This window comes from Intestinimonas timonensis (assembly GCF_900626145.1).
Classification (GTDB): Bacteria; Bacillota; Clostridia; order Oscillospirales; family Oscillospiraceae; genus Intestinimonas; species Intestinimonas aquisgranensis.
Genome location: NZ_LR130817.1, coordinates 629,793 through 656,161 on the forward strand (window position 1 = coordinate 629,793; position 26,369 = coordinate 656,161).

Annotated in this window: 34 protein-coding genes; 20 read left to right on the forward strand and 14 right to left on the reverse strand. The window is 57.2% G+C overall.

The window, feature by feature from the left end; genetic code table 11:
* Positions 1–6: 6 nt before the first annotated feature.
* From E0E29_RS09720 to E0E29_RS09760, 10 genes are all read left to right on the forward strand, one after another.
* Positions 7–378, forward strand: coding sequence for a hypothetical protein (locus E0E29_RS09720; protein WP_024723652.1), 372 nt, complete (start codon positions 7–9; stop codon positions 376–378).
* A gap of 13 nt (positions 379–391) precedes the next feature.
* On the forward strand, positions 392–1,699 hold the full coding sequence (locus E0E29_RS09725; protein ID WP_130849679.1) for a hypothetical protein: 1,308 nt from the start codon (positions 392–394) through the stop codon (positions 1,697–1,699).
* 17 nt (positions 1,700–1,716) lie between these two features.
* Positions 1,717–2,253: a hypothetical protein gene (locus tag E0E29_RS09730; RefSeq protein WP_130849680.1), complete on the forward strand. Its 537-nt coding sequence runs from the start codon at positions 1,717–1,719 to the stop codon at positions 2,251–2,253.
* Positions 2,254–2,280: 27 nt separating this feature from the next.
* Positions 2,281–3,213 carry a hypothetical protein gene (locus E0E29_RS09735; RefSeq protein ID WP_130849681.1) on the forward strand — a complete coding sequence of 311 codons (933 nt, stop codon included), beginning with the start codon at positions 2,281–2,283 and terminating at the stop codon, positions 3,211–3,213.
* A gap of 64 nt (positions 3,214–3,277) precedes the next feature.
* Positions 3,278–3,667, forward strand: a complete 390-nt coding sequence (locus tag E0E29_RS09740; RefSeq protein ID WP_024723648.1) for a hypothetical protein — start codon at positions 3,278–3,280, stop codon at positions 3,665–3,667.
* Complete coding sequence (locus tag E0E29_RS09745) at positions 3,660–6,401, forward strand: bacterial Ig-like domain-containing protein (protein ID WP_130849682.1); 2,742 nt, start codon at positions 3,660–3,662, stop codon at positions 6,399–6,401. The genes E0E29_RS09740 and E0E29_RS09745 overlap by 8 nt, the downstream gene beginning before the upstream one ends.
* Before the next feature lie 542 nt (positions 6,402–6,943).
* Positions 6,944–8,119: an RNA-directed DNA polymerase gene (locus tag E0E29_RS09750; RefSeq protein WP_130849683.1), complete on the forward strand. Its 1,176-nt coding sequence runs from the start codon at positions 6,944–6,946 to the stop codon at positions 8,117–8,119.
* A gap of 13 nt (positions 8,120–8,132) precedes the next feature.
* Positions 8,133–8,477 carry a hypothetical protein gene (locus E0E29_RS09755; protein ID WP_130849684.1) on the forward strand — a complete coding sequence of 115 codons (345 nt, stop codon included), beginning with the start codon at positions 8,133–8,135 and terminating at the stop codon, positions 8,475–8,477.
* 17 nt (positions 8,478–8,494) lie between these two features.
* Positions 8,495–8,638, forward strand: coding sequence for a hypothetical protein (locus tag E0E29_RS18195; protein WP_165449864.1), 144 nt, complete (start codon positions 8,495–8,497; stop codon positions 8,636–8,638).
* 87 nt (positions 8,639–8,725) lie between these two features.
* Positions 8,726–9,334 carry a hypothetical protein gene (locus E0E29_RS09760; protein WP_130849685.1) on the forward strand — a complete coding sequence of 203 codons (609 nt, stop codon included), beginning with the start codon at positions 8,726–8,728 and terminating at the stop codon, positions 9,332–9,334.
* Positions 9,335–9,424: 90 nt separating this feature from the next.
* Here E0E29_RS09760 and E0E29_RS09765 read toward each other — a convergent pair whose 3' ends face one another.
* From E0E29_RS09765 to E0E29_RS09780, 4 genes are read right to left on the reverse strand one after another with little or no spacing between them, the layout of a single operon-like run.
* The gene (locus tag E0E29_RS09765; RefSeq protein ID WP_130849686.1) at positions 9,425–9,913 is read right to left on the reverse strand and encodes a hypothetical protein; all 489 of its coding nucleotides are present in this window, start codon (positions 9,911–9,913) and stop codon (positions 9,425–9,427) included.
* Positions 9,910–10,434, reverse strand: a complete 525-nt coding sequence (locus E0E29_RS09770; RefSeq protein WP_130849687.1) for an RNA polymerase sigma factor — start codon at positions 10,432–10,434, stop codon at positions 9,910–9,912. Before E0E29_RS09770 ends, E0E29_RS09765 begins: the two co-directional genes overlap by 4 nt.
* Positions 10,435–10,467: 33 nt before the next feature.
* Positions 10,468–11,352 (reverse strand): nucleotidyl transferase AbiEii/AbiGii toxin family protein, encoded by an 885-nt coding sequence (locus E0E29_RS09775; RefSeq protein ID WP_130849688.1) that lies wholly within the window; start codon positions 11,350–11,352, stop codon positions 10,468–10,470.
* Positions 11,349–11,942: a type IV toxin-antitoxin system AbiEi family antitoxin domain-containing protein gene (locus tag E0E29_RS09780; protein WP_130849689.1), complete on the reverse strand. Its 594-nt coding sequence runs from the start codon at positions 11,940–11,942 to the stop codon at positions 11,349–11,351. Before E0E29_RS09780 ends, E0E29_RS09775 begins: the two co-directional genes overlap by 4 nt.
* 498 nt (positions 11,943–12,440) lie before the next feature.
* On the opposite strand from E0E29_RS09780, the gene E0E29_RS09785 reads away from it, so the two are divergent.
* Positions 12,441–12,830 (forward strand): helix-turn-helix domain-containing protein, encoded by a 390-nt coding sequence (locus tag E0E29_RS09785; protein WP_130849690.1) that lies wholly within the window; start codon positions 12,441–12,443, stop codon positions 12,828–12,830.
* Here the strand turns inward: E0E29_RS09785 and E0E29_RS09790 are convergent.
* From E0E29_RS09790 to E0E29_RS09825, 9 genes are read right to left on the reverse strand one after another with little or no spacing between them, the layout of a single operon-like run.
* Positions 12,802–13,263, reverse strand: a complete 462-nt coding sequence (locus E0E29_RS09790; protein WP_479723854.1) for a CD1107 family mobile element protein — start codon at positions 13,261–13,263, stop codon at positions 12,802–12,804. The genes E0E29_RS09785 and E0E29_RS09790 overlap by 29 nt on opposite strands.
* Positions 13,229–13,915 carry an antirestriction protein ArdA gene (locus E0E29_RS09795; protein ID WP_130849691.1) on the reverse strand — a complete coding sequence of 229 codons (687 nt, stop codon included), beginning with the start codon at positions 13,913–13,915 and terminating at the stop codon, positions 13,229–13,231. Before E0E29_RS09795 ends, E0E29_RS09790 begins: the two co-directional genes overlap by 35 nt.
* Positions 13,915–14,256 (reverse strand): DUF7768 domain-containing protein, encoded by a 342-nt coding sequence (locus tag E0E29_RS09800; RefSeq protein WP_087272945.1) that lies wholly within the window; start codon positions 14,254–14,256, stop codon positions 13,915–13,917. The genes E0E29_RS09795 and E0E29_RS09800 overlap by 1 nt, the downstream gene beginning before the upstream one ends.
* Before the next feature lie 29 nt (positions 14,257–14,285).
* Positions 14,286–14,618 (reverse strand): hypothetical protein, encoded by a 333-nt coding sequence (locus tag E0E29_RS09805; RefSeq protein WP_130849692.1) that lies wholly within the window; start codon positions 14,616–14,618, stop codon positions 14,286–14,288.
* Positions 14,611–14,976: a hypothetical protein gene (locus tag E0E29_RS09810; RefSeq protein WP_130849693.1), complete on the reverse strand. Its 366-nt coding sequence runs from the start codon at positions 14,974–14,976 to the stop codon at positions 14,611–14,613. The genes E0E29_RS09805 and E0E29_RS09810 overlap by 8 nt, the downstream gene beginning before the upstream one ends.
* 6 nt (positions 14,977–14,982) lie before the next feature.
* The gene (locus E0E29_RS18200) at positions 14,983–15,135 is read right to left on the reverse strand and encodes a hypothetical protein (RefSeq protein ID WP_165449865.1); all 153 of its coding nucleotides are present in this window, start codon (positions 15,133–15,135) and stop codon (positions 14,983–14,985) included.
* Positions 15,132–15,326 (reverse strand): DUF6011 domain-containing protein, encoded by a 195-nt coding sequence (locus E0E29_RS09815; RefSeq protein WP_130849694.1) that lies wholly within the window; start codon positions 15,324–15,326, stop codon positions 15,132–15,134. The genes E0E29_RS18200 and E0E29_RS09815 overlap by 4 nt, the downstream gene beginning before the upstream one ends.
* A complete protein-coding gene (locus E0E29_RS09820; RefSeq protein WP_130849695.1) occupies positions 15,292–15,555 on the reverse strand; it encodes a helix-turn-helix domain-containing protein in 264 nt (87 codons plus the stop codon). The genes E0E29_RS09815 and E0E29_RS09820 overlap by 35 nt, the downstream gene beginning before the upstream one ends.
* A 32-nt stretch (positions 15,556–15,587) precedes the next feature.
* Positions 15,588–15,854, reverse strand: a complete 267-nt coding sequence (locus E0E29_RS09825; RefSeq protein ID WP_130849696.1) for a hypothetical protein — start codon at positions 15,852–15,854, stop codon at positions 15,588–15,590.
* 230 nt (positions 15,855–16,084) lie between these two features.
* On the opposite strand from E0E29_RS09825, the gene E0E29_RS09830 reads away from it, so the two are divergent.
* Both E0E29_RS09830 and E0E29_RS09835 read left to right on the forward strand, forming a co-directional pair.
* Positions 16,085–17,140, forward strand: coding sequence for a D-alanine--D-alanine ligase family protein (locus E0E29_RS09830; protein WP_130849697.1), 1,056 nt, complete (start codon positions 16,085–16,087; stop codon positions 17,138–17,140).
* Positions 17,141–17,173: 33 nt separating this feature from the next.
* Positions 17,174–18,568, forward strand: a complete 1,395-nt coding sequence (locus E0E29_RS09835) for a UDP-N-acetylmuramoyl-tripeptide--D-alanyl-D-alanine ligase (protein ID WP_130849698.1) — start codon at positions 17,174–17,176, stop codon at positions 18,566–18,568.
* A 50-nt stretch (positions 18,569–18,618) separates the two neighbouring features.
* Here E0E29_RS09835 and mtnA read toward each other — a convergent pair whose 3' ends face one another.
* Positions 18,619–19,644 (reverse strand): S-methyl-5-thioribose-1-phosphate isomerase, encoded by a 1,026-nt coding sequence (gene mtnA / locus E0E29_RS09840; protein ID WP_130849699.1) that lies wholly within the window; start codon positions 19,642–19,644, stop codon positions 18,619–18,621.
* 72 nt (positions 19,645–19,716) lie between these two features.
* Here mtnA and abc-f point away from each other — a divergent pair, with 72 nt between their 5' ends.
* The 7 genes from abc-f to coaE all read left to right on the forward strand — a co-directional run bounded on the left by abc-f (position 19,717) and on the right by coaE (position 26,357).
* Entirely contained in the window at positions 19,717–21,618 is a 1,902-nt protein-coding gene (gene abc-f / locus E0E29_RS09845) for a ribosomal protection-like ABC-F family protein (RefSeq protein ID WP_130849700.1), read from the forward strand.
* The gene (locus tag E0E29_RS09850; RefSeq protein WP_242622447.1) at positions 21,615–22,421 is read left to right on the forward strand and encodes a YdcF family protein; all 807 of its coding nucleotides are present in this window, start codon (positions 21,615–21,617) and stop codon (positions 22,419–22,421) included. Before abc-f ends, E0E29_RS09850 begins: the two co-directional genes overlap by 4 nt.
* Positions 22,422–22,451: 30 nt before the next feature.
* The gene (gene prfA, locus E0E29_RS09855; RefSeq protein ID WP_130850842.1) at positions 22,452–23,516 is read left to right on the forward strand and encodes a peptide chain release factor 1; all 1,065 of its coding nucleotides are present in this window, start codon (positions 22,452–22,454) and stop codon (positions 23,514–23,516) included.
* 16 nt (positions 23,517–23,532) lie between these two features.
* Positions 23,533–23,790 (forward strand): hypothetical protein, encoded by a 258-nt coding sequence (locus E0E29_RS09860; RefSeq protein ID WP_130849701.1) that lies wholly within the window; start codon positions 23,533–23,535, stop codon positions 23,788–23,790.
* Positions 23,791–23,944: 154 nt separating this feature from the next.
* On the forward strand, positions 23,945–24,961 hold the full coding sequence (locus E0E29_RS09865) for an L-threonylcarbamoyladenylate synthase (RefSeq protein WP_130849702.1): 1,017 nt from the start codon (positions 23,945–23,947) through the stop codon (positions 24,959–24,961).
* A 56-nt stretch (positions 24,962–25,017) separates the two neighbouring features.
* Entirely contained in the window at positions 25,018–25,761 is a 744-nt protein-coding gene (locus E0E29_RS09870) for a hypothetical protein (RefSeq protein ID WP_130849703.1), read from the forward strand.
* A complete protein-coding gene (gene coaE, locus E0E29_RS09875; RefSeq protein WP_130849704.1) occupies positions 25,758–26,357 on the forward strand; it encodes a dephospho-CoA kinase in 600 nt (199 codons plus the stop codon). The genes E0E29_RS09870 and coaE overlap by 4 nt, the downstream gene beginning before the upstream one ends.
* The last annotated feature ends 12 nt before the right edge of the window (positions 26,358–26,369 follow it).

Below are 26,369 nucleotides of genomic sequence, written 5' to 3' on the forward strand. Positions count from 1 at the left end.
ACAGCCATGAAGAAAATGTTAAAAAATTCCGAAGTGTTTGAGCGGCTCCACTCGCTCAAGCCACTGCTGTCCCGGCGGGATCGGATCGGTTACATCGCCGCCCGGAACTACCGCTTTCTCTCCAACTCCCTGGTGGAATATGAGACCATCCGCCTCAGCCTGATCGAGAAGTACGGAGAGGAAGGGAAGGATGAACGGGGACAGCCCACCTTTGTCCTCAAAATGGAGTCCCCCAATTTCAAGACGTTCTGTGACGAGCTGGCTCCCTTCAACGAGATGACCCATGAGGTGGAGCTGATGACCGCCAAGTACAGCGAAGCGGAGGGGAACCTGACGGGGGAGGAAATTTTGGCCATCGACTGGATGCTGGAAGATTAGGAGGTGGTCCGATTTGGCCGACATCAGCAGTTTTTTGAAGAAGATTTTGGAGGCGATCTACGGTGAGGAGGTGCGGGGTTCCATCCACGACGCCCTTGCCGCCATGAATAAGGAGTCCTCCAGCGCGATGGAGTTTGCGGCTACGGCCAAGGACTCTGCCGCCGCCTCCGCGGAAAAAGCCAAGAACGAGGCGGACACCGCCGGGCAGAAGGCGGCTGAAGCCCTGGACTCCGCCGGGAAAGCCGCCCAGTCTGAAACCAACGCCAAAGCCTCGGAGACTGCGGCGGAGGGGTACGCGGACCTCGCCGTTGACGCAGCGGAACGGGCCGGAACCTCGGAGGAGAACGCCAAGGCCTCGGAGCAGACGGCTCTGCAACAGGCCAGAGAGGCGGAGGAGTCCAAGAACGCCGCTGCTCTCAGCGAGGCCGAAGCCAAGGCGGCAGAAGAGCGGGCTAAGGAGGTCCGCAATCAGGTGGAGACCCTGGGTGCCCAAGCCACGGCAGACGCCGCAGCGGCTCAGGAAGCCAGGACCGCCACAGAGGCGGCGCGGGACGCGGCCAAGGTTAGTGAAACCAACGCAAAGGCCTCGGAGACCAAGGCGGAAGACGCCAAAGCGGGCGCGGAAGCGGCGAAGGAAGCCGCCCTGTCCGCCCAGGAGAGCGCCGAGGAGGACGCCCTGACCGCCGCCCAGTCCAAGGAGGACGCAGAAGCGGCCAGGACAGCCGCAGAACAGGCCAAGACCGACGCCCTTGACAGCGCCGCAGAGGCCGCCGGAAGCGCCGCCAAAGCGGAGCAGTACAGCGGCAAGCCGCCCAAGCCTCAAAATGGAACCTGGTGGATCTGGGACGCGGAAACAGGGGCCTATTACGACAGCCAAATCAGCTGTGAGCTGCAAGGCCCCATCGGCGTGGGCATCCAGGACATCCGGCTGACCAAGGGCGACCACTCGCCGGGCACCACGGATATTTACACGGTGCATATGACAGACGGGTCTACCTACACCATTTCGGTCTACAACGGCCTGAACGGTACGGGCGCCGGCGACGTATTGGGTATCTCCTTCGACCTGGTCATCCCCGCCGAGGGGTGGTCGGAGGGGAGCGTCACCATTGCGGACGAGCGGCTTTTGGCCCTGGGCACCCACAAGTATTTCCTCAGCGCGGACGAAGCCTGTAAGGAGGAGTTCCTTGACTGCAATGTGCAGCCCAAGAACATCACCACCTCGGGCTTTCTCACCCTGACCTGCGACACAGAGCCGGCGGCGGACCTGACGGTCAACCTGATTCGGCTGGAGCTGTCGGGGAACGGGGCCATTCAGTGAGCAAGGAGGCGAAGCCCATGGAGATCGCAGTGAAAGCAACCTATGCCCATCTGGTCAAGGACGAGAGTTTGGTACAGAACTCCGACAAGCTTTATATTGTGGAGTTCCACTTTGATCAGAGTTGGGATGGTTATGCCAAATCGGCTGTCTTTGAAGCCGGCGGCGTACAGCAGCCGCCTGTGGCGTTGACGGATGACCGATGCATTATTCCGGCCGAGTGTTTGAAGCGGGCCGGAATCAATCTAAAAATCGGAGTTTCCGGCATTAAGGATGGGGTTCAGAAAGACACGGTATGGTGTCTGGCCAGCAAGATCATGTACGCGCTTGACCCCACGCAACTGATGCCGCCCACCCACATCGACGGAGACGTGAAGGCCCAGATCCTTGAGGTCATCCGGGAAAATACTGCTACAGATGCAGAGGTTCAGGAAGTCCTCGACAATGCATTCCAGTCCTCCTGGATACCTCCCGAAAATCCTGAGGCTCCGGACAATACCGCCACTAACGAAGAGGTGGAGTCAATTCTCGATGATGTTTTCGGCGAAGAGCCGTAAACAAATATTTTTAAGGAGGACATATTTATGTCTAAGCACACTACTCTCGAACAGCTGAAGCTTCTGGCTCAGCGCACCAAGAGCGAAATCAGCAAGGTCGAATCCAAGTCCCTGGTAGGCGTTAAGGTCAACGGCGTTGCCCTGGCCATCGCCGACAAGATGGTGGACATTCTGATTGCTTCTGGTGCTACCAACGGCACTCTGTCTGTTGCCGGCAAGGATGTTGCGGTGACGGGTCTGGCGGCCCTGGCCTACAAGGCTCAGATCTCTGAGGCCGATCTGGATACCGCTCTGAAGGCTGTGCTGGACGGCAAGGCTTCCGGCGCCGATCTGGCCACTCTGATCGGTAAGGATGCTGGTAAGAGCGCCCGCGCCATCGCCAACGAGGAGCTGGCTGCTCAGCTGATCCCCGAGGGCGCCAAGGAGGCCCTGGATACTCTGACTGAGATTGCTCAGTGGATTCAGAATCACCCCGATGACGCTTCCGCGATGAATGCCGCCATCACCAAGCTGAACGGTATCGTTGCCGGTATTGGTGGTGACGAGGACGAGTACGCCACCGTGATGACCGCCATTGAGGGCAAGATCACTGCCGCGCTGAAGGACATTGCCTCCGGTGCGACCAAGGTGGAGAAGTCCGAGGTCAACGGTAACATCAAGATCAATGGCCAGGAGACCGTGGTCTACACCCACCCTGCCGTTGAGGCTGTCGGTGCCGGCTTCAAGAAGGTCGGTAAGGACAATCAGGGTCATGTGGTGCTGGGCGACGACGTGACCAAGGAGGATATCGTTGCTCTCGGTATCCCCGCACAGGACACCACCTATCAGCCTGCTACCAGCCAGGCAAACGGTCTGATGTCCAAGGAGGACAAGGCCAAGCTGGACAGCATTGAGGTTGCGGCCGATGAGGAAGTCAATCAGATGCTGGATGAGGTCTTTGGCGCCGCTGTGGGTGCCTGATAACCGCGGAGGGGGATGGGGTATTCCTGTCCCCCCTCTTATTTTTTCGGAAAGGAGCTCTAACATGGCAGAGAACAAAGCCACAACCTTAGAGCAGTTGCGGGCTCTGGCAGAAAGGGGAAAACTCGATACCCTGAACCGCGTCGACCAGCTTTTAGAGTCGATCATTCCTCTGCTGGAGGGCGCACAGCATAGCGGTACTACCGTTACTCTGCCGGCCGAGAACTGGAGCGGCAGAGCTCAGACTGTAAAGGACAACATCCTTTTGGCTGACGAAAAATACTGGTATATTGTGTGCGCTGACGCGGATTGCTTTATGGCAGTCAGCGAGACTGGCGTGAAAGCTGACAATATCACCGTTAACGGTCAGGTCACCTTTCACTGCGAGGTAACTCCAACGGAAAATCTGACCATTTATATTTTGCGACTGGAGGTCGAGCAGAATAATGAGTAATGCAAACGTCGGCAAGGTCTTTAACATGACCGGCGGCAGCGGCGGAGGCGGTACTCTGAGGCTGGAGACCCTGACAATTACCAAGCCGCCCCAAAAGACCACCTACAAGTCCGGAGAGTCCTTTGACCCCACGGGCATGGTCGTTACCGCGGGCTATGGGTATGGTCTCACTTCGGATGTGACTGGATATTCCGTGTCCCCCCAAGTCCTTACGGATGGGGTGACGGAGGTGGTTATCACCTATACCGAAGGCCGCATCACTAAGACGGCAAGTGTACCGGTTACTGTGCAGAAGGTGCTGGTATCCATTGCCGTTACCAACAACCCCTCCAAGATGGTCTATCACTATCTGGAGGAATTTGCCCCTGCGGGAATGGTGGTCACTGCCAAATTCTCGGATGACTCTACGGAGGAGGTTTCGGGATACACCTATCCCAAGACCGCTTTCTCTACTTTGGGGAGCCGTCCGGTGGAGATCGGTTATACCTATGAGGGTGTGACCAAGACCGCCAGCTTGAATGTTACAGTCAACCCCATTGAGGTGGCTGTCCCTGTTCAAAATGGAGTCCTTACCTATGACGGGACTGGAAAAACTCCGTCCTGGACTGGGTATGATCCGTCGAAGATGACCATTTCCGGCACGACCAACGGCGTGAACGCTGGGTCCTATTCCGCACGGTTTAATCTGTCGTATGGATATCAGTTCCTCGGCGGCTTGGACGAGGTCACGGTTGAGTGGATCATTGACCGGGCGGTCATCGCTTCTCTTCCGGTGCAGAACAATGTACTGGCGGCCAACGGCAAACCGCAGGCTCCCACCTGGGCCAACTACGACATCGGTCAGTTGACCATTGGCGGAGACCGATCTGGAACTGACGCAGGCGATTACAAAGCCACATTTACTCCTACCGCCAACTACAAGTGGTGGGACGGTTCCATTGAGGCCAAGGAGGTCAAGTGGACCATCACCAGCGTTATTGTACCCATTCCTACGCAGAAGGGCTCGCCGACCTATACGGGAGCGCCCCAGACACCGGAATGGGATAACTTTGACCAGGTGAATTCCAAAGTGCAGGTGACCGCACAGACCAATGCCGGCACCCACTCTGCCACATTTATTCTTCTGAATGGCATGTGGTCGGACGGTTCTACGACCAATAAAACCGTTCAGTGGAGCATCGGCCGAGCTTCCATCGCCAAGGTTCCCGCCCAGAGCGGAGCTTTGAAGTATGATGGGGACCCCAAAACTCCGGTGTGGGACGCCAATTATGATCCGAGCAAAATGACGGTATCTGTAGAGGCGAAGGTCAACGCCGGCACAGGGTACACTGCCGCCTTTACACCGGATTCCAACCATCAGTGGTGGGATGGCACGGTGGACGCCAAGACAGCTACCTGGGCTATCGGCAAGGGCGATCAGGTCGTATCTGTAAGTCCGACAAGTGTGACGCTGAATACCGGCGCCCGAAGCGCCAAGTTTACCGTGACCCGAAAGGGCGACGGCGTGATCTCTGCCGTTTCCAATAATGTTGGTGTGGCTACGATCGGTAACATCAATCAGCAGACCGGCGAGGTTACGGTGAACAGTGTAAATAACATCACCGGCACGACTACAATTATTGTTAAAGTAGCTGCGGGAGCCAACTATCTGGCTGGGGCCGATAAGCAGGTAGCAGTCAATGCCCAGTTCGTGACCATCTACGGCGTGGAATGGGACTGGACCAGCAGCGGCCCCACCAAGGGTAAGCGCACCGACGGAGCGGCGGGCTTTGGGGACCCCAACCCGGCGGTGAACAACGGCTCCGGCTCCTCGCCCTTTGACGACTTGTACCCGTGGAAGGACATGACCAAGGTCACCCGGACGGGCGGCGTGATGGTCAAGGAGCCCAAGTATTGGTTCAAATGGACCAAGACCGGGAAGAAGCTGAAGCTCCAGATCGCCGACGGCCCCGTGGAAGGGTTCCATGTTGACCCGGTGAATATGGACCGTGGGGACGGCCTTGGAGAGCTGGACCTCTCCTACATCGCCCGGTATCACTGCGCCAGCGGCACCTACAAGTCGGAGACCAACAAGGCCCAGCAGGTGAACATCACCCGGAGCACGGCACGAACCCAGATCCACAACCTGGGGGCCAACATCTGGCAGCTGGACTTTGCCCAGATGTGGTATGTAAACATGCTGTTTCTGGTGGAGTTCGCGGATTGGAACGGCGAGCGGATCGGCCGGGGCTGCTCGGCCAGCAATTCCAAGGAGAACAACGGGCGTACGGACGCCATGCAGTACCACACCGGTACTACGGCGGCCAATCGGGATACTTACGGTTTCACACAGTACCGGAACATCGAGGGCTGGTGGGACAATGTGTACGACTGGATGGACGGCTGCTATTACAATGGCAACGGCCTGAACGTCATCAAGAATCCCAATCAGTTCAGCGACAGTGCCAACGGCGTGCTTGTCGGTAAGCCGGTTGCTGGTTACCCGAAGGACTTCGCCATCCCGACCCAAAGCGGGCTGGAGTGGGCGCTGTATCCCTCTGAGGCTGGCGGCAGTACCACCACATATGTCCCGGATGGCTGGAATTTCAGCGGTGGTCTCCCGTGCCTGCTCCGCGGCGGTTACTATTACCGGAACCAGAGTCACGGGCCGTTCTACGTGGGCTGCGGCAGTGCGTCGGGCACGTACTCCTACATCGGCTGTCGCCTCCAGGAACGCCCGCCGAAGGCGGCGTGACCATTCCCCTGGGGAGGAGGGGGTTTGGGGTGAGGGGACCGCAGTCCCTTCCCCCAAGCTCCGGCCTTCCACGCATTTCAAAATGGAGCGGAAGGGCTCCTTTTCACCTTAATAAGAACAACATTTGAAACCGCTCTTCTTTGGTAAGAGGAGAGCGCGGGGTCGACTTTGCAGCAGACGATGTCCCGGATAACTGGAATTTCAACGGTAGTAACCCGTGCCTGCACCACGGCGGTAACTATAACCAGAACCAGAATCACGGGCCGTTCTACGTGAACTACAACAGTGCGTCGAACACGAACTCCAACATCGGCTGTCGCCTTCTTGAAGCAGACGCAGGCCATTGGGCCTGTCGGGTATGGCTGAACCTCCTATCGGTAGTCAGGGTTCCTCACCCTTTCTATTACGCAGAGTTGACCGCGCAGCACTTGCTGACGATGAGCCGTCAGGACACAGCCTGGTACACTTCGGGCCGGGTTTCGCCCCGGAACCACCCGCGGCGATGGAACGGCTGTGAGGCTACAAGGAGGATATTATCCCTGATGAAACGAGTGAGAGTTTACCAACAAATCCTTTCGGAAGACAATCTGCGCCTGGCCATCCGGGAAGCCAACCGGGGACACCGGCGCAACGGCGACCACAGCCTGAACAAGAAGGTCCTGGAGATCGAGGCGAATATGGATGCGTATGTGGCGGAGCTGCGCAGGTTCATTGAGGACCTGGTGAGCGGGGACGCGCACATGCACCCGCCGCTGAAACGGCGGCGCTGGGACCGGAACGCGGACAGCGGAAAGGGCAAATGGCGGGACATCAACGAGCCGCTTTTGTGGCCGGACCAGTATGTCCACCATGCGGTGTTACAGCCCATGATCCCGCACATCATGCGGAGCATGGACAAATACTGCATCGCAAGCGTGCCGGGACGGGGAAATTCCTACGGGGTCAAGGCGATCAAGAAGTGGATGAACGGCGACGCCGCCGGCACACGGTACGGTGCGGAATGCGACATCTACCACTGCTTTGAGGAGCTGGACCCGCCGTATGTCATCCAGGCACTGAAACGGCTGTTCAAGGACCGGGAGACCCTCTGGCTGTGCGACGCCCTGATGGAATACGGCGTACTTATCGGCGCGTTCTTCTCCGCCTGGTTCCTGCACCTGGTACTCCAGCCGCTGGACCTGATGATCCACCAAAGGGAGTACGGCGTCAGCCACTACCTGCGGCAGATGGACAACTTCACCATCTTCGCCTCCAGCAAGCGGAAATTGCGGAAGCTGATCCGGGATATTCAGGCGTGGCTGGCCGACGTGGGACTAAAGCTGAAAGACAACTGGCAGGTCTTTCGGATCGGCTTTACCCCAAGGGTGGAGAAGGCCAGAGAGCAGCTGCCCGAGGCCAAACAGCGCCGAAGACGGCCGAGGATTCCGTCGGCGCTGGGCTACCGGTTCGGGCACGGTTACACCATCCTCCGAAAGCACAACCTGTTTCGGCTCAAGCAGTCGCTGCATTTATATTACTACCGAAGGGATCGAAACCGGGTCATCTCGTTTAAGCGGGCCTCCGGCCTGATCTCACGGCTTGGGCAGCTCCGAAAGTGCGATTGTCAACGGATTTTGGAGCGGTATTACCAGCCGAAGACCATGTTCGATCTTAAGAAAGTCGTCCGAAAAGAGTGCAGACGGCTTCAGAAATTATATCCGCCCTACCAGGCGGCGTGAAAGGAGCGGCACCATGAAAGTACAAGGGATGGTTGACCCCGGCAGTTTTACCGTGGAGCGCATTCCCGGAAGCGGAAGAAGCCTTGTACGGCTTTTCCAGAACGTGACGCCTGTCCAGACCGAGGACTTCACCGGATATGAGTACGACGAGTACCATGTGGAGGTGGAGACCTGGGACGGCATCGCGGCAAACGTGCGGGAGAACTACGAGACGTTCCTGAGAAAGGGAGTAGACAACGAGATCGACCGCAGCAATCGGGCACTGTATTCCGCACAAGTGGATACGGATGCCATGAACGTGGACCAGGAATTCCGTCTGACTCTGCTGGAGCTGGGTCTGACGGAGCTGGATATTTAAGAAAGGGGAAAACTACTATGTTGTACCGAACTTTGAAGCGCATGATCGAGAGAGGCCAGACGGCGGGTATCGAGACGAAGCTCGATATTTTCTATGCCGCCGACAAAATCAGCGAGAGCGAGTATCAGGAACTGCTCGGGATGCTGAGTCCCAAAGCCTAAGCTTTCCAAATTTGCCTGCTTTGAAGGAGGTTGGATGATGGCGGAAGAAAAGAAACCCACCTTTGTCGAGGTGGGTGATCGGTTAACATGATCAGCTATATCGAGTACCTGAACATACCTATCGCTTTAGGTCTGGCTATTATCGGCGTTTTTTTGATCATGCAGATCGTTGGCGAAATTTTGGAGTTTAAGGGGAAAGTCGTTCCCGAGTTCATTAAGATCAGGAAATATTTTGCTCGGAAGAAGCAGGAACGGCAGACCATGCGAGAAATGTCCGCGACGATTCACGATGTGGAGACCGTGTTGAACAGCGTGGAATCCCATTACAGCGAAGATAATATCGCCAAGCGTGACGCCTGGATGAAATGGGTAAATGATAGAGCAGTGGTGTATGATCAGTCCATTGAGGTTCTGAAAGAAGAAATGGATAAGAACACCGAAATCACCATGTCTCTCTACATTGAAAGCAAGCGCAGTTCGATCATAAGTTTTGCCTCGTACTGCGTTTGCCCCGATAATCCTGTGACCAGGGAGCAGTTTAAGCGAGTCTTTCGGATCTATGCGGAATATGAGGAGATCATCAAAGACAACGATCTTCAAAATGGAGAAGTAGACATCGCTATTCGCATCATTCGAGAAGCGTACGAAAACCACTTGAGAAACGGGTCATTTGTCGAGGATGTGCGTGGATACTGATGCGAGCGGATCTGGCCTCTGCTCCTGTATCTAAAGCGGCAGAACGGTGTAAAAAGAGGTGTAGGAGAGTCGATTATTCCTCGATTACTCCTACACCTTGACCGTTTTTGCCTTGGGGTTACGGGATAATTGGTTTTTATAATGAATTTCAATATTATTGGAAAACTCTATTGAAGACTCTGTTTCTACATATCCCTGAGGTAAATCCAGGATTTTATACAAAGGCATTTCAATAGAATCTTGGTCTCCAAAGAATCTATAAATAACATATGTTTCATACCACTCTGTAACCCATTCAACTATAGCAGCTCTAACTGTTGGACTAAAAATCATCAACGTTCCCAGAGAGAGTGAACATGCGAGCGCAATACTGGCTGCTATGTTTAAGATTTTTTTCCAGCGAGGACGTTTATGCCTCTTTGCCCATCTATTTGGATTGTAAACCATACTTTCCATCTCTCGGATAAAGCGAGAAGATACATTAACCTGTTCATGTTCAAAAAGTTCTTGAGAAAACTCTTTTTCTGCAGCTTCTAGTAGAATATCTCTTAATATAGAATTTTCCTTGTTTTCTGTCATTTTATGTATCCCTCCTCTCTCAATTTTTTTATGAGTATTGTCCGACCCCGATGAATACGAACGTTAACAGCCGTTTCTGTTAATGCAAGAGCTTTCGAGATTTCCCTTGTGCTGCGTTCTTCTATAAATCGCATTTCCAGCACTGCCCGATATGTATCAGGCATCGACTGTATAACTTCTATAATTGACCGTTCGTCATTTTCTGCAAACCTATCATCGTTTCCGATTATAGCATCTTCAAAAGGTAATTCCTGCTTTTTTCTTCTCAAAATCGTTATAGCTTCATTTTTTACTATAACAACGAGATACGCCCCATATTTATTACTTGGTAAACTCGAAATTCTATGAAAATTATTTACAACTCGTACCCATGCGTTCTGGACAACATCTTCTGCTGTATATCCGTCATCTGGAAAATACCGTTTTGCCACCCGTAGCATAGCACTTCCATACTGATTATATAATGCCGCAAAAAGTTCTCTATCATTGTCACTTTCCAGCATTGATAAAAAGATCAACAAAAACCACCACCTCCTGTCTTTTAACGAAAAACTTTATTCTCTTGAAAAATGCTCCGCAAGACCACACCTCAGTACATCGCTTATGGTGTCCATGATACGCTGGATCGTATCACAAGCATCATCAAACGAGACATCTTTTGCGTAGTCAAAATCTCTCTGATATTTTTTCCAAAAACCTTGAAGCTGTTCGCTGGAGCGGATCTCGGTAATAATATCCGGATAGAGGTTGAGGACTTTTTGGCTGCCTCGCTTATTGGCTGTGCGCTCAAGGGCCTGAAGCAGTGTTTGTGAATCACACTCAGAACCCCGCAGAGAATATAGAATATGTATGTCATAAAAATCTCTTGGGCGCGTGTTGGCAATACTGCGGGACAATACGGTTTCAATTTTCTCTGCCAATACGGTTTCAAGGTTGTAGGCAAGGATACTGATGGAACGGTCGTCAAACAGCAAAGAAAAAGTGTATTCGATTTCTCGTGGGGTGATAATGTCTCCGGTCGTCACATCTACAGTCAAAGGGACACTGATTGGCGGATAATTTGCTTTCAGCGAAACCCGAATCCCTGGATAATCATCACCTTCGCGGATGTCGGCAATATCCACCAATTCAAAGCGTACATCATCGGCAACCTCCACAGCACAGATTTCTTCAAAAATCCTTCGGATGGCTTCATGTGTCAGAGTGAAGCCTTTGATCGTGGTATCCAAATCCATGGTGGCCCGTGTGTCAAGGCCGACGATTGCGGAAATGAGGAAGCCGCCTTTCAAAATAAAATTCTGCTTATATGCTGAGAGCGAGATCCGCTCCAGCAATCTCTCTAACATATAGTTTTGCATGACCAACTGAGCGGAAATCTTTTTCTCGGCGGCTTTCTTTTTGATAAAAGCCTTTAGCTGCATCGGATTTTTTGTGATCATAATAGTATCTCCATGTATCGAAGCACCTTGGGTTTTACACGCAGCTGCTCTGCGTACTTCATCAATTTATAAATATCCTTCTCTTTTGACACAGCGTATTTTTTCATCGCTGTGCTTACGATCTGGATGTCGCTCCCGCTGCCGCGAAGAATATCACATATCGTTCTTTCAAGGTCATAAACTTGGAGCGGATTGCCGCAAGGAGAGGGCAATTCCATAACGCCCAGCGAATAATTCTCTGCCACAACGCGTTTGACAAGAATATTTTCCTCTTTCAAGGAGCGTGAGTTGTAGCCTTTGGGAAAGGTCATGGTGTATTGTGCCGGGGTGCGGTCAGAATAACCGTGCAGGTACAATGCAGTATCGTGCGAATAGATTCCGCGCCCGTATCTTAGCTGTAACAGGTAAAAATCGTCTTCCCATGCGTCAGTGCGTACATATAAACCACGTCCGAAACGATAAATCACACCACTGTCTACAAGTTCCTGTAAAATGCTGCGGTGTAGTCCAGCGGAGGTTACCTGCTCCGTGGTAATTGTCCCATTTGGTGATGCATTTAGAAGTGTTTTAATCCGTTCACGATCTGTCATAGGCTTTAGCTCCTTTTTATATCTGACAGTGACACATTATATTATATAAAAATAATGTGCAGATGTCAAGGACGAGCGATACAACGGCACATTATTTTTTGATAAAGGAATGTGCCGTTGTTGAGATGGTGATGCGTTCAATATGAAGTGTTGGTTTTGTGAAAAAGATTCACTTCTCTTTCCGTCTCACCGCACTACATAACGAGGAATGCCGGCGAGCCGCCAGCAAAGCGGCAAAAGCTACCGAGAGCAGCTTTATCAAAGGTATGGTATGATTTTTTGAAAAACTTTTCTCTTTCATTTAGTATTTGCTGCTAAAAACGTAGTATATGGTGAGGCTGGAAGGAAGGTGGCGCAATGACCGATGATGAAATAATAATAGACCTGTTTTTCGAGTGTGACCAGCAGGGCATACAGAACTAAATGTTAATTTGCGTTGCTTGTGGTAGCAGGATGTTTTGAGTATAATAAAAATGACTTAAAGAGGAGTTGAACTATATGTTTGGAGATAATTTGAAAAAAGTACGAAAAGAAAAGGGGCTTTCTCAAGAGGCTCTTGCAGAGAAAATAAATGTTGTGCGACAGACTATCTCAAAATGGGAAAAAGGGCTGTCAATTCCAGATGGGGATATGCTTATAAAATTATCTCAAGTTTTGGAGGTGCCTGTGGAAACTTTACTCGGGAGCAAAGTTCCATTGGAAAATACAAACGCTGTTAATCAAGCGATACAATTTCAAATAATAAATAGCCTTTTAGAAAATTCTCAACGAGAAGGTGCTAAAATGTCTGGAATAATGATATTTGGCGCTTTCATTTCGCTGATAGGCGCATTTTTCTCTGTTGCTTTAATGACGTTGGCTAGCCGTCCGGCTCGTCATAGTCCGTGAGCTCGTCGCCGTAGTCCTTCTGGGGCGCGGCGGCTTTCTGCTGTTTGGGGCGCAGCACCTTGAAATAGAACGCCGCTCCGCCGCCCACCAGGGCCACGGCCAGCACCGCCAGGAGCATCCCTGTGTTGCTACCCGTTTCCGGCTCGGCCTCCTCCGGGGCAGGCTCCTGGGTTTCCGTGGGCTCCGGCTCCGGCTCAACGCCCACGCACTTACTCATATTGACAGAGCAGACGGCGCAATCCGTATTGACGGCCCCCGCCTTGCATTTTTCAGAGCAGGAGCACACCGCCTGTTCCACGCCAGCGGCCTCCGCCGCAGCCAGCAGATCGGCCTCGTCCACAACGCTGAAAAAGTAGGTTTCGTACTGTTCGCCCTCTTCGTCCACGGGCTTGTCATAGTCAATGACGATAGCCCTCCAGGGAGGAACCGTCAATAATTTCTTTGTAGGCCGCCATCTGCTCCCGCACCGTGAGCTGCGGAAAGGCAAAGACTTTGTGCTCGTCGGGAATGTCCTCGATCCCGTGGTAGTGCTCGATGAATTGACCGCCGTTGTTCAAAACATAGCCTCCAGGGGCAAAGTGGCCGTCCTCTTCAAGCCGAATATCCCGCCCGTATGCCTCATAGTCAAAATAATTCAGCAGGTGCTCCGGCACGTCAATGGCCTCCATGTCCTCCACATAGATGCGGCCCAGGGTTTCATCGTCCTCGACACCGGGGTAAAACTCATAGCAATCCAGGTTTTGCACCAGATTGATGAGATCGGCCACGCTGGAAGTATGTTCGCCGCTGTCAATGACGGCCTCAAATTTCTCCAGTTCGCCCTGATCCAGCTCGGAGAGCAGACAGGCCAGATAATTGAGCTCGTCCAGGTTTTCATATTCTGTGAGATAGTCGTAAAGCCCCAGCACATCACCGTCAAAGCTGGTTATGAAAAATTCCTCATAACGTACCCCATCCACACCGATCCGCTTCAAAAGGGCCTGCACCTCCTCGGTGGTAGTAGGAAATTTCAAGGTTTCGCCAACCAGCTCGCCCTCGTTGTACTTTCCCAGGTTGGTGATGTAGGCTTCAAACAGGGACGCCATCAGCGGCGGCCCTGGCCCTTGACGGTCAGGATGCCCTCAAGGGTAGTCGCGGTAATCCCCAGGCGCTGGGCCACGGCAATATCATTTTTCATGGCCTCGGTCACGGAATGGCCGCACACCACCAACACACGGGAGCGCCGGAGCAGATCGCGGCCCATGTCGATGCCGTTCTTGTGCTCCTCCGGTACCGCGTCATTGAGGAACAACGGCAGATAGAGCATAGGGCAGATGGGGGAATAGCCCGCATCGTAGACCACGCGGCAGTAATGCGCCGCCTGCTCCATATCCACCGCAGGATCACCGCGCCACGCAGCGGTGATATAAGCAAGGGATCGTTTCATCTTCAACACCTCCGATATTTAATAGGTAGTTAAACCCTAAACGAACCAACCATGCTCGTAAATAGGCGCAGGCACCAGGCGTTCATAAGCAGCAGAAAAATCTGCCCGCCCAGCATCCGACACCAGGATTTCCAGATGTTTGATGTGGTTTGGCTTGCCCCCATCGCAAAAGCGACTGGTGCAGTATAGTCGAACGCGCCGGCCAGGTTGCAGAACAGGACCCACAGTGCCATAAGCGCGAACACGCGGACCATTCCGGGGAAAAGGGGAACTATGTCCTGTTCGATGGCTCCGACCGCGCCCAGCATAAGGAAAAACAGGACGAAGGCGATCACGCCGCACACGGTTTTGAACTTAGACATTTAAGCCACCCCCCCCGCAGAACTGAACGCCGGTTTCGACCAGGGCGCCCAGGGAAACGGTCAGGTCCCGCGCTCCGTAGGGCGCACCCTTGATCCCGTACAGTTTCGCCGCGTCTTTGCAGTTCAGGACTTCATATTGCAGTTGGGCGAAGATGTGCTGTTCCAGGTCCTTCCCCTTGTCCGGGTCGTAGTTCTCGACGGCGCGGATCATGCGGATCGCTAACTGCTGGAAGACGTCTTTGTCGTCCAGGCCGGCGGCACTGATCAGACGCCGGTTCTTGTTGATGGTCCACCAGATACAGCCCAGATGTGTTTCGACCAGGGCGTTTCGATCCTGGGTGGTAATCGTCCACTTCAAGGCTGTTCACCCCCTTCTGGTAATGGCCCATAGCCATTTTGTAGTCTGGTAGGTGTAGGCGAACCGATTCACCGCGCGGCCTTTCCATTCGTAGGCGGTTCCGGCTGGTTTGGTCAGCATACCGAAGGCATAGGCGACCAGGCTTTTCAGCGTTTTCATTTGTTGCCCCCGTTCTTCGCCGGCATTTCGGCGGACTGTTTATTCCCTTTCTTTTTCAGGGGAAGGGTAATCCCCAGTTTCGCGGCGCACGTCCGGCCGTAACCGACTTCGCGGAAAAACGGGTCCTTCAATCGGCGGCCACAGCGCCCACAGGTATCAGACATTTGCGTTTCCATCTTTCTTTCGTCCACGGCGGCGAAGGCCCTCCTGGACCCGCTTCTGGGCCAGTTCCGGGTCATACGCCGGGCGGAAGTTCTTGTCCAGGGTGACGCCGTCCTGGCCGCGCTTCAACTCGGTATAGACGGTGGTTCGCGACACGCCGATCTTCTGGGCGATTTCGCCGGCGATCGCCCCGTTCGCATACATGGAAGCGATCGTCTTTCGGTCGTCGAACTCGATCGTTTTGAACTGTCTTGCCACGTTTTCACCTTCTTTCTTTTCCTTTGGCGGCGTCACCAAAGGTTTTTGTCGGGGTCCCCGTTGGTCTGCTCAATGTCCGGGTTGTAGATTACAGTGACGACGTCTTCGTAATGCTTCGCGGCCACAATCTCGACTTCCCACAGGACATTCCACGTCGCGACCTTGCAGATCAAATCGACCGCAAAGTCAGCCATGACGACTTCGCCGTCCGTAGACACCAGGTAGAACTTCTTCACGTCCAGACCAGCGGTCTTCACGACGATATTTTCAAGCATTTTCCGAACGGTCATTTTCTTCATAACCAGGACCCCCACATAAAAAAATTAGACTGTGCGAAGGCCGTTGACCTTTGCACAATCTAATATTAAATCCCGCCAAGACACTGTCTGTGGGACATTGATGTTGAGATTTTTACAATGATATGGTAAAATAATATATTCGTGAGAGAAGCGCCGAAAATGAAGTGTCTTTTCCGGCGTATACGCATATCCTGTCAGTGAGGAACCATTCCGAGAGGAGTTTTGTCTGCATGAAGATCGTGGTCTTGGCCGGTGGCCTGAGTCCCGAACGCAACGTATCCCTGTCCTCCGGCGTGATGGTGGCGGAGGCTCTGCGGAGCCGCGGCCACCGGGTGGCCCTGGTGGATCTGTACTTTGGCCTGGAGAACTGGGAGGGAACGCCGGAGGAGGTCTACGACGCCCCGGCACCCGAGAAGTGGCGGAGGGTAGATCACACCGCTCCCGACCTGGAGGCTGTGAAGGCCAAGCGGAAGTGGAAGAGCGAGAGCCAGTTCGGTCCGGGTGTGCTGGAGCTGTGCGCCGGTGCCGACGCCGTCTTTCTGGCCCTCCACGGCGCCTGCGGTGAGGACGGCCGGGTGCAGGCCGCCCTGGACCTCATGGGTATCCCCTATACCGGCTCCGGCCACCTGGGCAGCGCCATCGCCATGGATAAGGATCTGACCAAGCGCCTGTGCGCCCAGGTTGGTGTGGCCACACCCCAGTGGAAGCTACTGGAGTACACCGAGGGGGAGATCCCCGCTCTGAGCCAGAGCCTGGAGCTTCCCTTGGTGGTGAAGCCTATGGACTCCGGCTCCTCCATTGGGGTGTCTATCGCCCACAGCCGTGCCGAGCTCACGGCGGCACTCACCGCCGGGCTGAACTTCGGTGGCCGGGTCATTGTGGAACAGTATGTCTCTGGCCGGGAGATCCAGGTGGGTGTGCTGGAGGAGAAGGCCCTGCCCTCCATCGAGATCATTCCCAAGCAGGGCTTTTACGACTATGAAAACAAGTATCAGCCCGGGGCGGCGGTGGAGGTCTGTCCGGCGCCGGTGGACCCGAAGCTGGAGGCCCTGCTGGAGGAGACGGCCCAGAAGGTCCATACCCTGATTGGGCTGGCGGTCTATTCCCGCAGTGATTTTATTGTGGATGCCCAGGGAAAGCCCTGGTTTTTGGAGATCAATACCCTGCCCGGCATGACTCCCACCAGCCTTTTGCCACAGGAGGCGGCGGCGGTTGGCATTGATTATCCCGCCCTGTGTGAGCGCATCCTCACAGCATCCCTGGAAGCCCGGAAGGCCGGACGTTGAGGGACGGAGAGAAGAAAAGGAGAAGGTCATACTATGGAGCCCATTACCATACGAGAGATCATCGCGGCCGTGGACGGCAAGCTTCTGGGAGAATTTACCGTACTTGACCAGACGGTGACCCATGTCTTTACCGACAGTCGGAAGCCCGATCCCGGTGCCCTTTTCATCCCCCTGGTGGGGGAGCGCTTTGACGGCCACGCATTCATCAACGACGCCCTGGAGGGCGGTGCGGCCGGCTGCTTCACCCAGCGGGAGCGGGAGAGCTACCTGCCGGGCAAGTTCTATATCAAGGTGAACAGCACCCAGAAGGCCCTCCGGGACCTGGCCCGGTGGTACAAGAAGCGGTTTGACATCCCCTTCGTGGCCATCACCGGCAGCGTGGGCAAGACCACCACCAAGGACATGGTGGCGGCGGTGCTGGGAGAGCGGTTCAAGGTCCTCAAGACGGAGGGCAACTTCAACAACGAGGTGGGTCTGCCCCTCACCCTGCTGCGCCTGAACAGCACCCACGAGATCTGTGTGCTGGAGATGGGCATGAACCACTTTGGGGAGATCGAGTACCTCAGTGCCATCGTGGAGCCCGACGTGGCCGTCATCACCAATATCGGAGACTCCCACATCGAGAATCTGGGTTCCCGGGAGAACATCCTCAAGGCCAAGTGCGAGATCTTTTCCCACATGGACCCGGAGAAGGGCTTCGTGATCCTCAACGGAGACGACCCCCTCCTCTCCGGCCTGCGGCCCACCCTGGCTTTCGATACGGTGTCGGTGGGTACGGCAGAGGGTCTGGAATACCGGGCCACAGACGTGTCGGCGGACGGGGAGAAGAGCGTCTGCTGCCATGTGACCACGCCCAGCACCGATTTTGACGCCCAGATCCCCGCCCTGGGCAGCCACATGCTCTATCCCACCCTCACCGCCACAGCGGTGGCAGAGCACTTCGGTATGACGTGCGAGGAGATTGCCCGGGGTATCCTGCGCTTCGCCCCCACCAAGATGCGCATGAACATCCTCAAGCGTGGCAACGGCATTACCATTCTCAACGACACCTACAACGCCAATCCCCAGTCCATGCGGGCGGCAGTGGAGGTGCTGGCCAAGACCGGTTCCGGCTACAAGATTGCCGTGCTGGGCGATATGTTCGAGCTGGGGCCCTTTGCCCCCAACCTCCACGCCGGGGTGGGTGCCTATCTGGCCAAGGCGGGCATTGACTGCCTGCTGGCGCTGGGTGAGCTGGCCCAGCACATTTATAAAGCCGCCCAGGAGGCCGATGTGGCGGAGTCCTTCTGGTGTCTGACCAAGGAGGAGGCCAAACCCATCCTGGAACAGCTGGTGCGGCCGGACGCCACCATTTTGGTAAAAGCCTCCCGAGGCATGGCCTTTGAAGAGCTGGTGGACTACCTTAAGTCCATCACCGAAGAGCCGTAAGGGAAACGAAAAGCCGTGCCGCAACAGCGGCACGGCTTTTGGGGGATACTTCAGCCGAAGAGCTCGGCCAGGCGCTCGTCAAAGGGTGGATGGATGACGCCCTTTTCGGTGACGATACCGGTGAGAAGCTGGTGGGGGGTCACATCGAAGGCGGGGTTGTAGACCCCTACGCCCTCCGGTGCCGTCTGCACCCCGGCAAAGTGGGTGACCTCGTTGGGGTCCCGCTGCTCGATGACGATGTGCTTCCCGTCTGGGATAGACATATCGATTGTGGAAGAGGGCAGTACGGTGTAGAAGGGGATGCCGTGGTAGTTGGCCAACACCGCCACACCGTAGGTGCCGATCTTGTTGGCAAAGTCGCCATTGCGGGCCATACGGTCGCAGCCCAGAAAGACCATATCGATCTTGCCCTGGGCCATGAGAGAGGCCGCCATATTGTCGGTGATGAGAGTGGCGGGGATACCGTCCTTCACCAGCTCCCAGGCGGTGAGCCGGGCGCCCTGGAGCAGAGGCCGGGTCTCATCGCAGTAGACCATCTCCACGTTCCCCTTGGCGTGGGCGGCCCGCACGACCCCCAATGCGGTTCCGTAACCGCCGGTAGCGATGGCGCCGGCATTGCAGTGGGTGAGGATCCGGGCGCCGGGGTGCACCAGCTCGGCGCCGTACCGGCCGATCTTCCGGTTCATGGCGATGTCCTCGCGGTGGATGGCTTCGGCCTCACGGGTGAGGATCGGGATGGCTTCGGCGCTGCAGCCCGCGGCGGAGAGGGTGAGCCGCATCCGGTCCAGGGACCAGAAGAGGTTCACCGCCGTGGGGCGGCTGGCGGCCAGATCTCTCATGGCCTGATCCATGCTTGCCCGGAAGTCCTCGGGGGTCTGGTCCCGGAACTCCATGGCGGCCAGACACACGGCGTAGGCCGCGGCGATGCCGATGGCCGGGGCGCCCCGGACCACCAGGCGCCGGATGGCGTCTACCACCTTCCGGTAGTCGGTGTAGTTGTCCCAGACTTCCTCCGTGGGGAGCCTGGTCTGATCGAGAAGGGCAAGGGAATCCCCCTGCCAGCGAATGGCGTCCATGGAGCATGGCCTCCTTATCTCAGCAAGTTTTTACATGTTCATCATACCACATCGTGGAGCGGGAGTAAACGAATGATAGACATATCCGTGTCAAGCGTGAGTAAAGAATTTGAAGTGGGCCGGAAGATCCTGGACGGGGTCACCTTCCAGGTAGACACCGGGGAGCGGGTGGGCCTGCTGGGCAAGAATGGGGCGGGTAAGACCACCCTGTTCCGCATCCTCACCGGAGAGCTGGAGCCCGATGAAGGCCAGGTGTCGGTGGCTTCGGGCAAACGGGTGGGGCTCATCTCCCAGATCCCGGTGTACCCCGATGGCTATACGGTGGAGATGGTGTTGCGGGCGGCCTTCCAGCGGTTGAAGGACATGGAGCGGGAGATGGAGAGCCTCACCGCCCGGATGGCGGCGGGGGAGAGCGACCCCGCCCTCCTGCGCCGGTACGACGCCCTGGCCGCTGCCTTCGAGTCCGGCGGCGGCTACGACGTGGAGACTCCCCTCAACAAGGTGTGCAACGGCCTGGACATCTCCGCCGACATGCGTGAGCGTCCCTTCGCCGACCTCTCCGGCGGTGAGAAGACCCGGGTGAATCTGGGCCGTCTCATCCTGGAGGACACCGACGTGCTGCTGCTGGATGAGCCCACCAACCATCTGGACCTGCGCTGCACCGAGTGGCTGGAGGACTACCTCTCCCGGTTCAAGGGCACCGTCCTTACCATCTCCCACGACCGCTGGTTCCTGGACAAAGTGGTGAACCGGGTTATCGAGCTGGAGAACGGCAAGGCCGAGTTCTATGCCGGCAATTACAGCTACTATGTGGAGGAGAAGGAGCGCCGCTATCAGGAGAAGCTCAAGCAGTACGAGAAGGAGCAGGCCAAGATCGAGCAGCTCCAGGCGGCGGCGGACAAGATGCACCTGTGGGCCTTCATGGGAAACGACAAGCTCCATAAGCGTGCCTTCTCCATGGAAAAGCGCATCGAGCGCCTGCGCAAGACGGACAAGCCCCGAAAGGACCGGAAGCTGGAGATCCGTTTCGGTGAGCGGGAGTTCCGGGGAGACGAGGTCATGGTCATCAAGGACCTGAAGAAGTCCTTTGGGGACCGGACCCTCTTCGAGCATGTGGACCTGGAGGTGGTGGGAGGCGAGCGTATCGCCCTGCTGGGGGACAACGGAACCGGCAAGTCCACCCTCATCAAGATGATCATGGGGGAGGAGGTCCCCGACGGGGGCAAGATCCGGCTGGGACCCACGGTGAAGATCGGCTACCTGCCCCAGATCATCCATTTTGACCGGCCCGACCGGAACCTGGTGGACACCATGCTTTACGCCCAGAACTGCTCCACCCAAGAGGCCCGGGACCGGCTGGCTGCCTTTGACTTCCGGGGGGAGGACGTGTTCAAGAGCGTCTCTACCCTCTCCGGCGGCGAGCAGTCCCGGCTGCGGCTGTGCATGCTCATGGACAACAAGATCAACCTCCTCATCCTGGACGAGCCCACCAACCACCTGGACCTCAACTCCCGGGAGTGGATCGAGGAGGCGGTGGCTGACTATACAGGCAACCTCCTCTTTGTCTCCCACGACCGGTACTTCATCAACCAGTTTGCCACCCGGATCTGGATGCTGGAGGATGGCAAGATTACCGACTTTGAGGGGACCTTTGCCGAGTACCGGGCCTGGAAGGAGAAGAAACTGCCGGTGCCGCCCCCGAAAAAGGAGGAGGCTCCGGTGAAGAAGGAGAAGCCCAAGCGCACCGGCGGCACCAAAATGCTGGAAAAGGAGGTGGCCGCCGCCGAGCGGGAGGTCACCAAGGCAGAGGAGCGGATGTACGACCTTACCCAGGAGATCGAGGCTTCCAGCAGCGACTATTTGAAGCTCACTGAGCTCTATGAGCAGCGGGAGGCCCTGGAGGAGGAGATCGCCCATCTCTACGCCGTCTGGGAGCGGCTGAGCGCCGAGCTGGAGGAGGCGAAGGCGGAGTGAATACAAAGCCATACCGGCCCTATCAGGGCGGCGGACTTTGGGGCAGGACAGTGACCTTCCTGGGATTCCTGCTGCTGGTGTTTCCTCTGGTGATGTTCCTGCTTGCCCCCTTCAGCCTGCAAAAATTCGCCGCCTTCCCAGCGGCGGGGGGCGTCTACCTGATCCTCTACGGCCTCACCGCACGGTGCCCCATCACCACGGGCCGGGTGCTGCGCCGTATCCTGCTGGCGCTGCTGGCCCTAGCCGTGGTCGCCTTTGCCGCCCTGGAGGCGGTGGTGCTCACCGGGGCCCGGACGGAGATCGCTCGGGGGGAGGAGGAGCCGGAGGTCATGGTCATCTTCGGCTGCCAGGTGAAGCCCTGGGGCCCCTCGGAGCTCCTACAGGACCGGCTGGACACCGCCCTTACCTACCTGGAGGACCACCCGGACATGACGGTGGTAGTCTCCGGGGGACAGGGCCCTGATGAGCCCATGAGCGAGGCCCAGTGCATGTACGACTATCTGGTGGAGCACGGCGTAGACGGGGAGAACATCGTGCTGGAGGACAACTCCGGCAACACCTGGGAGAACATTCAATATACCTTGGAGTTGTTCCAGGACGGTACGGTGGAGCCCACAGGGAAGATCCTGGCCGTCTCCAACGGCTTCCACCTCGCCCGCATCCGGCTGCTGTGGAGCCGGAAGTGGGAGGGGACCTACACCCTCTCCACCCTGGCCGCGCCCTCCAGCCATCTGCCCTCCCGGCTGTCCATGTACCTCCGGGAGCCCTTCGCCCTGGTCAAGTCCTGGCTGCTGGACCGGTAGCATAAAACCCACGTTGAGGAGCACGCTATGCTGGAAGAGAAACTCAAGGCATTGGAAAATCAATACGCCGAGGTGGAGGCCCGGCTGGCCGCGCCGGAGACCTATGACGCCCCGGCCCGGGTGGCCCGGCTCAACAAGGAGCAGCGGGAGCTGGAGCCGGTGGTGACCACCTACCGGGCCTGCGTAAAGCGCCGGCAGGACCTCCATGAAGCGGAAAGTCTCCTGTCCGACCCGGACATGAAGGAGCTGGCCCAGGAGGAATACACCGCCGCCAAGGCCGACATCGAGGCGCTGGAAGAAAAGCTGAAGATCCTGCTGCTGCCACGGGACCCGAACGATGATAAGAATGTCATCGTGGAGATCCGGGCCGGGGTAGGCGGCGAGGAGGCGGCCCTCTTTGCCCACTCTCTTTATCGCATGTACTCCATGTACGCCGAGTCCCGTCACTGGCATGTGGAGGTGGACTCGGTAAACGAGACCGAGCTGGGCGGCGTGAAGGAGATCTGCTTCACCATCGACGGGGACGGGGCGTACAGCCGCCTGAAGTTTGAAAGCGGCGTCCACCGGGTCCAGCGGGTACCCGAGACCGAGTCGGGGGGCCGCATCCACACCTCCACCGCTACGGTGGCGGTGCTGCCCGAGGTGGATGAGGTGGATTTTGAACTCAACCCCGCCGACATCGAGATGCAGGTCTTCCGGTCCTCAGGCGCCGGCGGCCAGCACGTAAATAAGACCTCCTCCGCCGTGCGGCTCATCCATAAGCCCACCGGCACGGTAGTGGAGTGCCAGCAGGAGCGCAGTCAGTTCCAGAACCGGGACAAGGCCATGCAGCTGCTGCGGTCCCGTCTCTACGAGGAGAAGGTCCGGGAGCAGGAGGAATCGGTGACGGCGGAGCGCCGGAGCCAGGTGGGCACCGGCATGCGCAACGAGCGTATCCGCACCTACAACTTTCCGCAGGGCCGGGTCACCGACCACCGCATCGGCCTGACCCTCTACCAGATCGACGCCATCATGGATGGGGACCTGGACGAGGTCATCGACGGTCTCGTTACCGCCGACCAGGCCGAGCGCATGAAAGCCAGTCAAGAGGAATAAAAGGAGATCGAAGACCATGGAAATGCTGATCCATTTCAACGCCCTGCCCCAGGGCCTGACCCTGGACGCTGTGAAGTCCGACCTGGCCCTCCTGTTGGAGGACGACGGCTGGCTCACCGGCTCCGGCGAGCATCATATCGAGCTGGAGCTGGAGGATGAGAAGGCCAACCCCAAATACGGCATCCTCACGGTAAAGGGTTATCTGCAAAAGGCCAAATTTGCCCCGGACACCACCATTGAGCTGGCGGGGGTACCGGTGGGCATCTACGAGTGACGGAGGGAACGCATCATGAAGACGGCCATTTCCATCGTGAATATCGTGTTCGGCGCGGTCCTCATCGCCGCCGGTGTGGTGAGTCTGGTGCTCACCTGCCGGGAGAGAGGCCGGGAGCTGTGGCGCTGAACGGAAGAGATCGAGGCGAAGAAGCATGAAGACAGAGAAACTGACCGCTGCTGATGTGGAACAGGCCGCGGCCATCCTGGCTCGGGGCGGACTGCTGGGCATCCCAACCGAGACGGTGTACGGCCTGGGGGCCAACGGCCTGGACCCCGAGGCGGTGGCGCATATTTTTGAGGCCAAGGGCCGGCCCCAGGACAATCCCCTCATCCTCCATGTCCCGTCGGCGGAGTGGCTGGAGCGGTACTGTCAGCACATTCCCAACGCCGCCTATACCCTGGCGGAGCGGTTCTGGCCGGGCCCCCTTACCATGATCTTGGAGCGCAAACCGGTGGTGCCCGACGTAGTCACCGCCGGGCTGGACACCGTGGGCATGCGCTGCCCCGCCCACCCGGTGTGCCGGGCCATCATCGCCGCCGCCGGTGTGCCGGTGGCGGCCCCGTCGGGGAACACCTCCGGCCGCCCCAGCCCCACCAACATGGCCGACATGCTGGAGGACATGGAGGGGAAGATCGACGGCATTGTGGACGGCGGCCCCTGCTCCGTGGGAGTGGAGTCCACCATCATTGACCTCACCGAGCAGCCCCCCCGGCTGCTGCGGCCCGGCGGCGTTACCCTGGAAGAGCTCCGGGACGCTCTTGGGGAGGTGGCTGTGGATCCGGCGGTCACCCGCCTTATGGGGGCTGGGGAGCATCCCAGAGCCCCCGGTATGAAGTACCGCCACTACGCCCCAAAGGCCCCTGTCACCGTGGTGAAGGGCGATGCGGCAGCCACTGCCGCCTACATCCAGGCCCACCTGGGGGAGGGCGAGGGCGTGGTCTGCTTCGACGAGTACGCCGACCTGTATGCCGGTCACACTGTGGAAAAGCTGGGGCCGACGGCGGATAAGGCCGCCCAGGCCCGCAATGTCTTTGACGCCCTCCGGGCCTTCGATGATACCAATGTCACCGCCATCTGGTCCCAGTGCCCTGATGAGGGGGGCATCGGCCTGGCCATCTCCAACCGCCTCAACAAGGCGGCGGGTTTCCACATCATCGACCTGACCTGAAGCCGTAGACGAAGCGGCGAAAATGGTGTATGATACCGGAGGGAGGAGGGAGCGCCATGCAGATGCTCCTGGTGCTTTTGATCCTGATTGTCCTGGCCATTCTGGTGGTTCTGGATGTCCGGCAGAAGCTGGACCTGGGTCATCCGGTGTTTGTGCTGCTGACGGCACTGGGGTACTTTTGCTCCGTGGTATGGACGGCGGCGCTGGCGCTGCTGGCCCTCATTGAGACCCTGGACGGCGGTTCCCTGCTGGTGTGGGTACAGGTGGCCCTGTCCACCTTACCCGGTACCCTGTTTGGACTTTATGTCCTCCTGCGAGCCAACCTCACTCCCATGCACCGGAAGAAGGACACACCGGCCCGGCGGGCAGTCCGTCTGCTGGATGACGGTCTCATCATCGGCCTGCCCCTCCAGATCGTGGTGGTGGGCGGCTATGTGCTGGCCGCAGTGGGACTCCACAGCATGTTCCAGGGCCCCCTGTGGATGCTGCCTTTTTATCCCCTGGTGCTGGCGGTCCTGTGGCCAATGCTGCACCTGGTGTTCCATGTGGCCATCGTGGCCATCGTTTTGGACCCGCTCATCCTGCTGGCCGCCATCCTCATCGGCCTGCTGTGGGCCGTTCAGGTCATTTTCCTGGTCCACGGCTCAATCCGGGGCTGTCTGACCGCGAAAAAAAGCGCCGGGTCCTTGGCGGCCCACACTTTGCTGAGTTTTGTTCCGGTGGTCAACCTGGTGCTGGCCATTCGGCTGCGCTGTACATTGAGAAAAGCGGATGTGTCCGCAGAGGAGGTCCGGATATGAAGATCATCGGTATCACCGGCCCCACCGGGGCGGGCAAGACCACGGCACTAAAGGCACTTACGTCTCTGGGTGCCTGTATCATTGACGCCGACGCGGTGTACCACCGCCTGCTGGAGGAGAGCGCCCCCTTGCGGGAGGCCCTCATCGATCGCTTTGGAGATATCTACGATCAATCGGGCAAGATAGACCGGAAGAAGCTTGGCAATGTGGTTTTTACGGACCCTGCCGCCCTGTCCGAGCTCAACGTCATCACCCACCGGTTCGTAGGGGAGGCCATTGACCATCTCTTGACGGGGGCGGGGGAGTCCGGCTGCCCCGCGGCCGCCATCGACGCCATCGCCCTCGTTGAAAGCGGATTGGGTGAGCGGTGTGACGCTGTGGTGGGAGTCATCGCCCCGGCGGAGGTACGCATCCGGCGCATTATGGCCCGTGAGGGTATTTCCGAGGAGTACGCCCGCAAGCGGGTGAGCGCCCAGAAGGGGGAGGACTTCTTCCGGGCAAACTGCGACTATGTGCTGGAAAACACGGAGGACGACACACCCGAGACCTTCGGGGAACGGGCTTTGGTCCTCTTTACTGAAATCTTAGATCATTGAATAGGAGGTTAT

Excerpts from the sequence above, each read along its gene's own strand:
- E0E29_RS18200 (WP_165449865.1), bottom strand. The coding sequence starts at position 15,135 with ATGAAAACGCTGAAAAGCCTGGTCGCCTATGCCTTCGGTATGCTGACC.
- E0E29_RS18195 (WP_165449864.1), top strand. The coding sequence starts at position 8,495 with ATGTTGTACCGAACTTTGAAGCGCATGATCGAGAGAGGCCAGACGGCG.
- E0E29_RS09735 (WP_130849681.1), top strand. The coding sequence starts at position 2,281 with ATGTCTAAGCACACTACTCTCGAACAGCTGAAGCTTCTGGCTCAGCGC.
- E0E29_RS09755 (WP_130849684.1), top strand. The coding sequence starts at position 8,133 with ATGAAAGTACAAGGGATGGTTGACCCCGGCAGTTTTACCGTGGAGCGC.
- E0E29_RS09825 (WP_130849696.1), bottom strand. The coding sequence starts at position 15,854 with ATGAAGAAAATGACCGTTCGGAAAATGCTTGAAAATATCGTCGTGAAG.
- E0E29_RS09745 (WP_130849682.1), top strand. The coding sequence starts at position 3,660 with ATGAGTAATGCAAACGTCGGCAAGGTCTTTAACATGACCGGCGGCAGC.
- mtnA (WP_130849699.1), bottom strand. The coding sequence starts at position 19,644 with ATGGACGCCATTCGCTGGCAGGGGGATTCCCTTGCCCTTCTCGATCAG.
- coaE (WP_130849704.1), top strand. The coding sequence starts at position 25,758 with ATGAAGATCATCGGTATCACCGGCCCCACCGGGGCGGGCAAGACCACG.
- E0E29_RS09760 (WP_130849685.1), top strand. The coding sequence starts at position 8,726 with ATGATCAGCTATATCGAGTACCTGAACATACCTATCGCTTTAGGTCTG.
- E0E29_RS09750 (WP_130849683.1), top strand. The coding sequence starts at position 6,944 with ATGAAACGAGTGAGAGTTTACCAACAAATCCTTTCGGAAGACAATCTG.
- E0E29_RS09720 (WP_024723652.1), top strand. The coding sequence starts at position 7 with ATGAAGAAAATGTTAAAAAATTCCGAAGTGTTTGAGCGGCTCCACTCG.
- E0E29_RS09780 (WP_130849689.1), bottom strand. The coding sequence starts at position 11,942 with ATGACAGATCGTGAACGGATTAAAACACTTCTAAATGCATCACCAAAT.
- E0E29_RS09835 (WP_130849698.1), top strand. The coding sequence starts at position 17,174 with ATGGAGCCCATTACCATACGAGAGATCATCGCGGCCGTGGACGGCAAG.
- E0E29_RS09765 (WP_130849686.1), bottom strand. The coding sequence starts at position 9,913 with ATGACAGAAAACAAGGAAAATTCTATATTAAGAGATATTCTACTAGAA.
- E0E29_RS09775 (WP_130849688.1), bottom strand. The coding sequence starts at position 11,352 with ATGATCACAAAAAATCCGATGCAGCTAAAGGCTTTTATCAAAAAGAAA.
- E0E29_RS09805 (WP_130849692.1), bottom strand. The coding sequence starts at position 14,618 with ATGTCTAAGTTCAAAACCGTGTGCGGCGTGATCGCCTTCGTCCTGTTT.
- E0E29_RS09730 (WP_130849680.1), top strand. The coding sequence starts at position 1,717 with ATGGAGATCGCAGTGAAAGCAACCTATGCCCATCTGGTCAAGGACGAG.
- E0E29_RS09830 (WP_130849697.1), top strand. The coding sequence starts at position 16,085 with ATGAAGATCGTGGTCTTGGCCGGTGGCCTGAGTCCCGAACGCAACGTA.
- E0E29_RS09800 (WP_087272945.1), bottom strand. The coding sequence starts at position 14,256 with ATGAAACGATCCCTTGCTTATATCACCGCTGCGTGGCGCGGTGATCCT.
- E0E29_RS09860 (WP_130849701.1), top strand. The coding sequence starts at position 23,533 with ATGGAAATGCTGATCCATTTCAACGCCCTGCCCCAGGGCCTGACCCTG.
- E0E29_RS09795 (WP_130849691.1), bottom strand. The coding sequence starts at position 13,915 with ATGGCGTCCCTGTTTGAAGCCTACATCACCAACCTGGGAAAGTACAAC.
- E0E29_RS09740 (WP_024723648.1), top strand. The coding sequence starts at position 3,278 with ATGGCAGAGAACAAAGCCACAACCTTAGAGCAGTTGCGGGCTCTGGCA.
- abc-f (WP_130849700.1), top strand. The coding sequence starts at position 19,717 with ATGATAGACATATCCGTGTCAAGCGTGAGTAAAGAATTTGAAGTGGGC.
- E0E29_RS09870 (WP_130849703.1), top strand. The coding sequence starts at position 25,018 with ATGCAGATGCTCCTGGTGCTTTTGATCCTGATTGTCCTGGCCATTCTG.
- E0E29_RS09785 (WP_130849690.1), top strand. The coding sequence starts at position 12,441 with ATGTTTGGAGATAATTTGAAAAAAGTACGAAAAGAAAAGGGGCTTTCT.
- E0E29_RS09865 (WP_130849702.1), top strand. The coding sequence starts at position 23,945 with ATGAAGACAGAGAAACTGACCGCTGCTGATGTGGAACAGGCCGCGGCC.